Below are 10,056 nucleotides of genomic sequence, written 5' to 3'. Positions count from 1 at the left end.
CGGGGCGACCATGGGCGCGATGAGCGCGGCCGCGCTGGGCCGGGCGACCCATGCCGGCGAGGACATCACCGCGAAGCTGCGTGACGCCGAGTTGCAGGCGTCGTATCGCTCGGCCGAACATCTGGGATTCGACGAACTCATCGATCCCCGCGAGACCCGTGATGCCCTACTCGGTGCACTGCTTCGCGGGCTGTCCAGCCGACAGGCCGCGGCGGAGCCGGTCAGCCGGACCGTCATCCTGCCCTGAGGTTCTGTCGCGAGCGTGCGTGTTGGTACGGCGACACGCCGCAATCGGCGTACAACTGCGCACCCTCGCGGAGCTAATCCACCGCCCGGTACGCGCTGACGACAGGCTCGAGCTCCTCCGGCGTGGCGCCGTGCATGATCACCGCGTCGGCCCCGTAGTCGAATTCCTTGCGAACACGGTCCGCGCATTGCCGGGCCGAACCGGTGGCCGACGGCTCCAGCCATTCGTCCGGGATCAGCGTCGCGATGTGCTCGATCTGCTCGGCCGTGGCCTTGTGGTCGATCCCGCCCGCGATCGACGTCACCACGGGGTCTTCCCGGAAGCGTTGCAGCACAGCCGGATCCCACTCGTTCGTCCGCACCATCAGGTCGCCGTAGCCCTGCAGATAGGTGGCCAGACGCGCGACAGTCTTCTTGAGCCGCAGCTCCTCGGGCAGGTGATCACCCACCGTGGCGAAGCACGACCACACCCGCACGCTGTCCGGATCGCGGCCGGCCTTCTCCGCCGCGGACTTGACGGTCTTGACGCAGCGTTGCAGCGTCTCGGGCGTGAAGTAGGTGTGCAGGATGACGTCGTCGAACACCCGGCCCCCGAGGTCGAGGGTGTTGGGCCCGAAAGCCACCAGCGCCAACCGGATGTCCTCGTTGAAGTCAGGGTCGAGGAACAGGATCGGGTACTTGCCCATCGGTCCGTCGTGGTTGAAGATCAGTTCGCCATGCCACAGGCGGCGCATGACCTGGGCCCAGTCCTCCATCTGCGCGGTCGTGACCGCCGGTATGCCGAAGGCCCCATAGATCGCCGCGATGCCCCGGCCGATCCCCAGCGTGAAGCGCCCGCCGGAGAGCCGGTGCATGGTGGTGGCCCACGACCCGGTGATCAGCGGGTGGCGGGTGTTGTGATTGGTTGCCGCGGTGGCGATCTGCATCCGGGTCGTCACGGCGCACGCGGCCCCCGTCAGGGATGACGCCTCTTTGACGTTCCAGCGTTCGGAGATGAACGCGGTGCCGAAGCCGAGCTCCTCGCCGCGGCGGGCCTCGTCGATCAGCGTCGCCGGCCCCTCTCCGCCGGCACCCGCCAGCAGGTAGTAGCCCAACTCATCGAGAGTGCGCTCATTCAACTCCAAACTCCTTGCTGGTAGCCGCAATTCCAGACCTCGGTGATCTTTCCGTCGACGACGCGGAACACCTCGATGCTGGCGACGTTGGTTATGGTGCCGTCCTTGGTAGTCATCGACGAGTCGTAGACGATGGCCACGTGCTGGCCGTCGTCGCCGGCGGCGACGACGTTCAGATCGAAGCGCAACGTGTCGAACATCGCCCAGACGTCCCTCACCCGGCTGACCGCCTGTTCGCGGGTGAGTGTGTGCGCCTCACCCACCCCGTGCCGAATCACCTTGTCGGCGAACAGTTCTTCGGCCAGGGTCAGGTTCTGCTCGTTCCAGACGACCAGGTTGTAGAGCTCGACCACCTCACGTGCCGAGCGCGGAGCCCCCATCAGCCGGCCACCTCGCGCAGGAACCCCTCGGTCACCTTCTGCACCCGCCGGGAGAAGATGTGCCCGACGTGGCTGCCGTCATACCAGTACAGCCGGCCACCCCAGCGCTCCTGCAATTCGACCGTGGGATCGCGCATCGCCATCCGGTCGTGCCACGCGCCGACGATGAGCCGGCGATGCGGCGGCGGTGCCGGATCCACCCGCAACGGGTCGATCACCGAGGTCAGCTTCGCCACCTCCGGAGAGGCCAGCAGGTCGCGGAATTCGTCCCGCGACGACCCCCAGCGCCCCAAGTGCCGCGCGATCATCGCGTTCAGCCCCAGGATCGGCGTATACAGCGCCACCGCGTCGACCTGCCTCTCCAGGTGCGACACCAGCGCCGCGACCGGAGTGCCCATCGAAACACCGGCCACCACAACGGCGCTCGCCTGCGGTTGTGCCCAGCGCACCAGCGCTCGGATCTCCGACACCGAGCGCATCATGCCGGCGACGTTGCCCAGGGGGTCCATGTCGGGGTACGCGGGCCATTCCCGGCGCCGGCAGCCGTGACCGGGCTGCACCGGCAATGCGACGTTGAAACCCAATTGGCGATGTATCCGGCCGATGCGGGTCAACAGCAGGTCTTCCGTGCCACCCTGACCGGCGCCGTGCACCCAGATGAGCCACGGTCTTGGGCCATCAGCGTGCCGGCACAGGTGCACCACCGCCCTGGCCGGCCCGCCCAGGCCTTCGGCCTGCAACGTTGGCGGCAACGCCGGATCGTGCTCGAACGCCAGCCGCTCGTAGGCCAAATTACCGACGCGTCGCCGCCGCACGGAGGTTGCGCGCAGCGGCACCGGTTCCCCGTGCGCACGGTCGATGCCCAGGGCCGACAACTCCTCGGCCGCCGCCGTGCAGCCGGACAGCGGCCGCATCGCCGCCGGGCCGCCGCCGAGTAGTGAAAAGCCGCTCAGCACAAGCTCGTCCAACATGACCTCGCCGAACTGCCGCACGCCTCGCGGCGACACCGGAGCCCAGCCGGTCGATTCGTTCAGGCCGGCCACCGTCCGGGGTAGCAGCATGCCGAGCTCGCGGGTCGCCTCCTTGGCGAGCCCCAGTCCGCGCGTCACCTTCGACATGGCGTGCGGTCGGAGACGCCGGCGCCGATGACGACGACGTCGACCCGGATGTCAGCCGCTTCAGTCACTTCACTCCTTGCCGTGCACGGACCGGACTGCTGAAATCTATACTGTAACGGACTTAGTATCAGGCAATCGGAGGCTGCAGCGTGAAAGTCCCCTTCACCTGGAAGGTCACCGGGTGGTTCATGGTCGGGTGGTCCCCCGAGTTCCCCGTCGGCGAGGTGCGGCCGCTGAAGTACTTCGGTGAGGACCTGGTCGCCTACCGCGACGAATCCGGCGAGCTGCATGTCCTCGAAGGGCACTGCAAACACCTCGGCGCCCACATCGGCCACGGCGGCAAGGTGCTCGGCGACTGCGTCGAGTGTCCCTTCCACGGCTGGCGCTGGGGTCCGGACGGCACCAACCGGTACATCCCCTACCAACCGGACCGCCCAAACCGCGCCCTGCGGCTGCGGGTGTACCCGGTGTGCGAGCAACACGACTGCGTGTTCATCTGGCACCAGCCCGACGGCAAGGAGCCGCAGTGGGAGATGCCGGACATCTTCGGAAAATTTCCGCAGTTCGAGACCGACCCGGCGGCCTACTACCGCGCGTATCCGGAGTTCTCCCGGCGCACCGAGCGCGAACCGGTGCATCCGCAGATCGTCGCGGAGAACGCCCCCGACAGCGCCCATTTCGAATACGTGCACCACGCCACGGTGACCCCGAGGGTGCTGGACTGGAAGATCGTGGATCACGAGTGGCAGTTCGTGGCCGGGTGGCCCGACGCGCGCAGCGACGACCCCGACGACCTGGCGCTGCGGTTCCACAGCCACCTGTTCGGCCTGGGCGGGGCGATCAGCGTCTTCGAGGGGGCGCAGAACCATCGGCTGATCTTCACCTGCACGCCGGTCGACGACGAGTGTTCGGACCTGTTCTACTCGATCTGGTGGCCACGGGTCCCCGGCGACACCGCCGACGTACCGCAGGGCAAGCTGCGCGACATCATCAAAAAGCAGTTCCTGTCCACCGTGTTCGACGATCTGCAGATCTGGCGCTACCAGAAGTACGTGGAGAACCCGGCGTTGTCCAAGGCCGACGCGAAAGGGTATATGGCACTGCGGAAATGGGCCAGACAGTTCTACGAAGTGCCGGCATGACACCGAAACTCGCCGACATCGCGGCGCCCGCGCGCACCGCGATCGTCACGCAGGAGTGCCAGGGGGCGGTCATCGGCCCCGACGCCGGTTTGGCGATGCTGGCGCAGGAGGCACGCCGGGTCGCGCTGCCCAATATCGTCCGGCTGCTGCCGGCGGCCCGGGCGGCCGGGGTACGCGTCGTGCACTGCCTGGTGCAACGACGCCCCGACGGGCTGGGCTCCAACCACAACGCCAAGATTTTCGCCATGGGGCACGGCCAGGTCGACATCGCCCCGGGCACCCCGGGGGCGGCCGTGTTACCCGAATTAGGGCCGGAGCCAAGCGATCTGGTGCTCAGCCGCTGGCACGGCGTCGGGCCGATGGGCGGCACCGACCTGGACGCGATCCTGCGGAATCTCGGGGTGTCGACCATCGTCGTCGTCGGGGTGTCGCTGAACATCGCCATCCCCAACGTCGTGATGGACGCGGTCAATGCCGCCTATCGCGTCATCGTTCCCCGGGACGCCGTTGCCGGCATACCCACCGAATACGGAGAGGCCATCATCGCCAACACACTGTCGCTGCTCGCGACCATCACCACCACCGACGAGTTGCTCAGCGTGTGGACGCGGCGATGACCGACACCGCACCCGGGGTTCGCGGCGGATTCCCCGACATCAAGCCGGCCGAACACGCGCCCCCCGGGCTGGGCCGATTCGTCGCCGCGACGCGCCGCCTGCAGGATCTGACCCTCGCCAGCAACCCGGACGCCGCGGCATGGACCGCCGCGGCCCGGCTCGTCGAAGACGCCTGCGCCCTGCTGGACGGCCACCAGGTGCCCGAAGGCATGGCGCCGGCGGGCCGCGTCATCGAACTCCCCGGCCTCGGCCACCCGCTCTTGCCACCCTGGACGATCTCAGAATCCGGTCCGGATGGCGTCACGATGGCGGGCCACTTCACCCGCGCGCATGTCGGCGGAAACAACGCCGTGCACGGCGGCATGATCCCGCTGTTCTACGACTGGCTGTTCGGGATGGTGGTCTCCACCGCCGGCACTCCCCCCACCCGGACCGCGTACCTGCATGTCGACTACCGAAACATCACGCCGATCGACGAGCCGCTGAGCGCCCACGGCAGCATCACCGACATCGAGGGCAGGAAGATCTTCATCTCCGCTACGATGACGGCCGCTGATGGCACGCTGCTCACCGAGGCCAACGGCCTGATGGTCCGCCTCCTCCCCCACCAGCCATGAGAGGCCTGATGTCCGACACAGCAACACAATTCACCGTCCCCGCCGTCGCGGCGGCCGTTGCGGCCGCGATTCCCGACCGGGAGCTGCTGATTCAGGGTGAACGGCGGTACAGCTATTCACAGGTGATCGAGCGGTCCCACCGCCTCGCCGCTTACCTGCATTCCCGCGGGCTCGGGTGCCACACCGAACGCGCCGGCCTGCCGGGCCACGAGACCGGCCAGGACCTCCTCGGCATCTACGCCTACAACGGAAACGAATTCGTCGAGGCGTTGCTGGGCTCCTTCCAGGCCAGAGTCGCCCCGTTCAACGTCAACTTCCGATACGTCAAGAGCGAGCTGCAGTATCTGTTGGCGGATTCGGGGGCGACCGCGCTGATCTACCATGCCGCGTTCGCGCCACGGGTGGCCGAAATCCTGCCGGACCTCCCGCAGCTGCGGGTTCTGATTCAGATCGCCGACGACTCCGGCAACGACTTGATTTACGGCGCAGTGGATTACGAGAGCGCCCTCGCGTCCTGCGCACCCGAACCGCCACCGGTGCAGAATTCACCGGACGACCTCTACGTCCTGTACACCGGCGGGACGACGGGAATGCCCAAGGGCGTGCTGTGGCGCCAGCACGACATCTTCATGACCTCTTTCGGCGGCCGCAACCTGATGACCGGCGAGCCGTTCGGGTCCGTCGAGGAGATCGCGGCCGGCGTGCTGGCGGGCCCCGGCACCAAGTTGATGATCCTGCCCCCGCTGATGCACGGCGCGGCCCAGTGGAGCGTGATGACGGCCATCACCACCGGGCAGTCTGTCGTCTTCCCCTCGGTCGTCGATCGTCTCGACGCCGACGAGGTGGTCCGCACCATCGAGCGCGAGCGCGTGAGCGTGGTGACGGTGGTCGGTGACGCGATGGCCCGCCCGTTGGTCGCCGCCATCGAGAAGGGGATCGCCGACGTGTCGTCGCTGGCCGTGGTGGCCAATGGGGGCGCGTTGCTCACCCCGTTCGTCAAGCAACGGTTGATCGAAGTCCTGCCGAACGCCATCGTGGTCGACGGTGTCGGGTCCTCCGAAACCGGCGCGCAGATGCACCACATGTCCACTTCCGGGGCGGTGTCTACGGGCACTTTCAACGCCGGACCGGACACGTTCGTGGCGGCCGAGGATTTGGCCACCATCCTGGCGCCCGGCCACGACGGCATGGGCTGGCTGGCGCAACGCGGTTACGTCCCACTGGGCTACAAGGGCGATGCCGCCAAGACCGCCAAGACATTTCCGGTCATCGACGGAGTGCGATACGCGATTCCCGGCGACCGGGCCCGTCACCAAGCCGATGGCAAGATCGAGCTGCTGGGCCGCGATTCGGTGACGATCAACTCCGGCGGTGAGAAGATCTTCGTCGAGGAGGTCGAGACCGCGATCGCGTCGCACCCCGCGGTGGCCGACGTGGTCGTCGCCGGACGGCCCAGCGAGCGGTGGGGGCAGGAGGTCGTCGCCGTCGTCGCGCTGGCCGAGGGCGCTCATGCGGACGCCGAGGAGTTGGTCGCCCACGCCGGGCAATCGCTGGCCCGCTACAAGCTGCCCAAGGCGATCGTGTTCCGGGCGGCAATCGAGCGCAGCCCGTCGGGCAAGGCGGATTACCGGTGGGCGCGCGAGCAGGCGGTGAACGGCTGACAGCGAAGGTCGACCGCCGCTTGGCGCCGTCCGTCGCGGTCTCCACCGCAAATGCGTTGACAATGACCTGATTTGATCGCTGATTGTCTCGAATTCGTCCCGGGCGGAGCGATTGTTGAACCGCTCCGGAGGTCTACGCTCGACTGCATGACCGGCCCCGACGGTTTTCATCCCGACTTCACCCCCAATGCCCAGCAGCATGTACCGCGCAATCGCGTCCGCCACGTCAAGTCAACCGAACTTGATGGCACCACAGCGCAGACGGACGGCATGCAGCGCTTCGCCGCGTTGAGTGGATCCACGGTGGGTAGCGAGAAGCTGTGGATGGGAGAAACCTTGGCGTCGCCGGGCAGCGCCTCGGCCAACCACCACCACGGTGATTCCGAGACGATGATCTACGTCCGCAGCGGCCATCCGGAGTTTGTGTTCTTCGACGGGGAGCGCGAGGTTCGGGTCCGGACCGATCCCGGCGATTACGTCTTCGTACCCCCACATCTGCCCCACCGTGAGGAGAACCCCGATCCAAACACGCCGGCGGAGTTGGTCATTGCCCGCAGCAGCCAGGAGGCGATCGTCGTCAATCTGCCGGCGCTGTATGCGCTGTAGCGGTCTCCACCCGCGCTCGCGGCCCAGGGCTCAGCGCGGGATCTCGGTGTAGTGGTGTTCCTCGTAATCGGACTTCAAGTATCCGTTGACGGTGTCGTTGAAGTCGATCCAATGTGACGTCTTGCCATGGGCGTTAAGGCTCTCTTGCGAGGCCCAATGTTCGACGAGGACGTAGCTGTAAGGATCATGGGCGTTGCGCCACAGTTGATACAGGCTGCAGCCGTCTTCCTTGTTGGACTCGACCACCATGTGGTTCAACAGCTTCAGAAACTCGGCTTCGTGCGCTTGCGCCACGTCGAAGAAGACATTCAAGATGATCATGCCGCGCGTCCCTTCGTACCGCCGGTTGTCTCGATGAATTCGCGCAGGCACGACAGGAGCGTCTCGGGTTGTTCCTCGGCGATCCAGTGTCCCGAATCTTGGATTGGCCGGACCGTGACGTTGTCGGCGACCTCCGAGAGCATGGCCTCGGCGATCGGTACGAAGAAGCTCGCGGTCCCGCCGAGTCCGAGAACTGGCAGCGTGAGCTTGCCCTGCTCCGCCAGAATGCGTCGGTTGTCGGACGCGTCCTGCTCGAAGGCGCGGAACAGTTCAAGGCCCGCACGCATGGCTCCGGGGGCCGTGTAGTCAGCCACGTACCGCTGCGCGTCCGATATCGAGATCGCGTCGGGATTGGCGCTCAGGCGCTGGTAGAACGAACGTAGATAAGGGAATTCGCTGCCAGCGATCAGAGTCTCGGCGACGTTGTCGGCCGCGCCGTGTAGGTGAAAGTGCCAGAGTCTATTTGAGCTGTAGTTGGTGGTGGCCACGCTCTCATACGCATTGGTCCCCGGGATCGGCGCCTCCATGAGCACAAGACGTTCGACGCCGGTCGAGTACAGGCAGGCGTAGGCGTAGGCGACCATCAGCCCGAGGTCGTGGCCTACCAAGGTGATGGGCTGCTGCACACCGAGATGGTCGAGCAGGGCCTTGATGTCGCCTGCCATGGTTTGTTTGTCGTAACCGCCGGCGGGCTTGGATGACCCCCCGGCGCCTCGGTAGTCGGGAGCGACGACAAACCAGCCGTCCTCGTGCAAGGGCCCCATGACATGGCGCCATTCCCACCAGGTTTGGGGCCAGCCGTGCAGCAGCACCAAGGCCCGATCGTCGCCACCGTGACTCGGCGGGGTGCCCACGGTCACGTAATGGATCCGGACATCCGCGTGGTCGAACATGTTGTGGTTGAACGTGGGCATCGCTGTCCCCCTCCACGGTAGAAGGCTGCTACGGAGGCCTTCCGGACTCTTGAAGGCGATGGTAGAAGCGCTCGCGTTTGGTTAATCGCTCCTGGCTGGAATCGATCGGTGATTGACCAGTTCTCCTCGACGGCACGCCGAACACCATCGGGCCACGGGCTCCGAGGAGCGGCATTCCGTGTTAGCGGAATGCCGGGGACACCGCGGCGGGCGACGCGTGCGACGGCGCCTGGCCCGACGCTTGGCGGCCTCGCGGGTCCGGTTTTAGGATTGCGATCACGCAACGGGAGCGCTCACCTGCCAGGTGAAAGGAAGTCTTCCCCATGGCCATCGTCCTCGATACCGACGCCGTCGACCCGGTGGAACGCTCCGATTACATGCATTGGGCCATGGGCGCGGCCATGGTGTCCGTCGAGTGGCATTGGGTGGAAGACGGCCCGGGCGCGACCGCTCATGGGCTGGTCACTCCGCTCGGTGACCTGACCGTCTGTGTCGGAGAGACGACCGCCAACAGGGTGGTCCGGACACCAGCGCTGGCGCGCGATGGCGCCGAGCCCACGGTCTTCGTCAATCTGCAGCTCGCCGGTACCGCGATGGTGGTGCAGGAGGACAGGGAGGCGGTTCTGCACCCCGGTGCGATGGCGCTGTACGACTCCAGCGCCCCCTACACACTGCTCAACGCCGAGGGCATGGGCGGGGAGTTCTTCCAGATCCCCCACTCCGCGCTCGCTTTGCCGACTGAACTGATCCGCAAAGCGTGCGCCGTGCCGCTTATCCCTGAGCATCCGCTGGCCACGTTGACCTTCGATCACCTCCGGCGTGTGGCCGCCGATCCGAGCCTGTTCACCGCGGTCAACGGCGATCTCGTCGCGCACCCGAGCATCGAACTGCTTCGCGCGGTGATCACGACCCAGTTGGGCTATGCAGAGCGCGCGGCCGAACCCCTCGCCAACACGCTGGTCGTCCGGATTCTGGACTACGTGTCTCGACATCTGCGTGATCCGGAGCTCAACGCCGAACGCATCGCCGCGGCACACTTCGTCTCGGTGCGGCATCTGTACAAAACGTGCGCCGACGCCAACATCAGCCTGGCCGAGTACATCCGTACCCGGCGGTTGGAAGCCGCGCGCCACGAGCTGGGCCGGAGCGACGCGACGGTGACCATCGCCAGTGTCGCGCGCCGGCACGGATTCTCCGACATGTCGAGTTTCAGCCGCGCCTTCCGCGCCGCATACGGACTGTCCCCGCGGGACCCTTACTGCGGTGTGGCAGAAGAAAACTCCGTCTCAGCGCCGGCACGCAGGCGGTGACCGCGCCAG

General features: G+C 66.7%; 11 protein-coding genes and 1 pseudogene. 7 read left to right on the top strand and 5 right to left on the bottom strand.

The window, feature by feature from the left end; all coding sequences use genetic code 11:
- Positions 1-247: pseudogene (locus A9X05_RS00195) on the top strand (acetyl-CoA carboxylase carboxyltransferase subunit); the annotation flags it as partial.
- Between the two features lie 73 nt (positions 248-320).
- On the opposite strand, the gene A9X05_RS00190 reads toward A9X05_RS00195, so the two are convergent.
- Genes A9X05_RS00190 through A9X05_RS00180 form a run of 3 tightly spaced genes read right to left on the bottom strand, consistent with a single transcriptional unit; the run spans position 321 to position 2,859 of the window.
- Complete coding sequence (locus A9X05_RS00190) at positions 321-1,364, bottom strand: TIGR03857 family LLM class F420-dependent oxidoreductase (protein ID WP_067760458.1); 1,044 nt, start codon at positions 1,362-1,364, stop codon at positions 321-323.
- Positions 1,361-1,741, bottom strand: coding sequence for a nuclear transport factor 2 family protein (locus A9X05_RS00185; protein WP_067760456.1), 381 nt, complete (start codon positions 1,739-1,741; stop codon positions 1,361-1,363). Before A9X05_RS00185 ends, A9X05_RS00190 begins: the two co-directional genes overlap by 4 nt.
- Entirely contained in the window at positions 1,741-2,859 is a 1,119-nt protein-coding gene (locus A9X05_RS00180; protein ID WP_067760454.1) for a PHB depolymerase family esterase, read from the bottom strand. The genes A9X05_RS00185 and A9X05_RS00180 overlap by 1 nt, the downstream gene beginning before the upstream one ends.
- Positions 2,860-3,008: 149 nt before the next feature.
- Here A9X05_RS00180 and A9X05_RS00175 point away from each other — a divergent pair, with 149 nt between their 5' ends.
- From A9X05_RS00175 to A9X05_RS00155, 5 genes are all read left to right on the top strand, one after another.
- Positions 3,009-4,001, top strand: coding sequence for a Rieske 2Fe-2S domain-containing protein (locus A9X05_RS00175; RefSeq protein ID WP_067760452.1), 993 nt, complete (start codon positions 3,009-3,011; stop codon positions 3,999-4,001).
- Positions 3,998-4,618, top strand: a complete 621-nt coding sequence (locus tag A9X05_RS00170; protein WP_067760450.1) for a cysteine hydrolase — start codon at positions 3,998-4,000, stop codon at positions 4,616-4,618. The genes A9X05_RS00175 and A9X05_RS00170 overlap by 4 nt, the downstream gene beginning before the upstream one ends.
- Complete coding sequence (locus A9X05_RS00165) at positions 4,615-5,235, top strand: PaaI family thioesterase (protein WP_067760586.1); 621 nt, start codon at positions 4,615-4,617, stop codon at positions 5,233-5,235. Before A9X05_RS00170 ends, A9X05_RS00165 begins: the two co-directional genes overlap by 4 nt.
- Positions 5,236-5,243: 8 nt before the next feature.
- Complete coding sequence (locus A9X05_RS00160) at positions 5,244-6,896, top strand: acyl-CoA synthetase (RefSeq protein ID WP_067760448.1); 1,653 nt, start codon at positions 5,244-5,246, stop codon at positions 6,894-6,896.
- Positions 6,897-7,043: 147 nt separating this feature from the next.
- On the top strand, positions 7,044-7,502 hold the full coding sequence (locus A9X05_RS00155) for a cupin domain-containing protein (RefSeq protein ID WP_067760446.1): 459 nt from the start codon (positions 7,044-7,046) through the stop codon (positions 7,500-7,502).
- Positions 7,503-7,532: 30 nt separating this feature from the next.
- Here A9X05_RS00155 and A9X05_RS00150 read toward each other — a convergent pair whose 3' ends face one another.
- On the bottom strand, positions 7,533-7,823 hold the full coding sequence (locus A9X05_RS00150) for a putative quinol monooxygenase (protein ID WP_067760444.1): 291 nt from the start codon (positions 7,821-7,823) through the stop codon (positions 7,533-7,535).
- Complete coding sequence (locus A9X05_RS00145; protein ID WP_067760442.1) at positions 7,820-8,737, bottom strand: alpha/beta fold hydrolase; 918 nt, start codon at positions 8,735-8,737, stop codon at positions 7,820-7,822. The genes A9X05_RS00150 and A9X05_RS00145 overlap by 4 nt, the downstream gene beginning before the upstream one ends.
- Before the next feature lie 323 nt (positions 8,738-9,060).
- On the opposite strand from A9X05_RS00145, the gene A9X05_RS00140 reads away from it, so the two are divergent.
- A complete protein-coding gene (locus tag A9X05_RS00140; protein ID WP_067760441.1) occupies positions 9,061-10,047 on the top strand; it encodes a helix-turn-helix domain-containing protein in 987 nt (328 codons plus the stop codon).
- Positions 10,048-10,056 lie beyond the last annotated feature (9 nt).

This window comes from Mycobacterium sp. E3298 (assembly GCF_001666895.1).
In the GTDB taxonomy this organism is placed as follows: domain Bacteria; phylum Actinomycetota; class Actinomycetes; order Mycobacteriales; family Mycobacteriaceae; genus Mycobacterium.
This window is presented reverse-complemented; position numbering and strand designations above follow the sequence as displayed.

What these genes read in the sequence shown, in the direction of transcription:
- A9X05_RS00150 (WP_067760444.1), bottom strand. Translation starts at nt 7,823, where the DNA reads ATGATCATCTTGAATGTCTTCTTCGACGTGGCGCAAGCGCACGAAGCC.
- A9X05_RS00145 (WP_067760442.1), bottom strand. Translation starts at nt 8,737, where the DNA reads ATGCCCACGTTCAACCACAACATGTTCGACCACGCGGATGTCCGGATC.
- A9X05_RS00140 (WP_067760441.1), top strand. Translation starts at nt 9,061, where the DNA reads ATGGCCATCGTCCTCGATACCGACGCCGTCGACCCGGTGGAACGCTCC.
- A9X05_RS00185 (WP_067760456.1), bottom strand. Translation starts at nt 1,741, where the DNA reads ATGGGGGCTCCGCGCTCGGCACGTGAGGTGGTCGAGCTCTACAACCTG.
- A9X05_RS00160 (WP_067760448.1), top strand. Translation starts at nt 5,244, where the DNA reads ATGTCCGACACAGCAACACAATTCACCGTCCCCGCCGTCGCGGCGGCC.
- A9X05_RS00170 (WP_067760450.1), top strand. Translation starts at nt 3,998, where the DNA reads ATGACACCGAAACTCGCCGACATCGCGGCGCCCGCGCGCACCGCGATC.
- A9X05_RS00155 (WP_067760446.1), top strand. Translation starts at nt 7,044, where the DNA reads ATGACCGGCCCCGACGGTTTTCATCCCGACTTCACCCCCAATGCCCAG.
- A9X05_RS00165 (WP_067760586.1), top strand. Translation starts at nt 4,615, where the DNA reads ATGACCGACACCGCACCCGGGGTTCGCGGCGGATTCCCCGACATCAAG.
- A9X05_RS00180 (WP_067760454.1), bottom strand. Translation starts at nt 2,859, where the DNA reads ATGTCGAAGGTGACGCGCGGACTGGGGCTCGCCAAGGAGGCGACCCGC.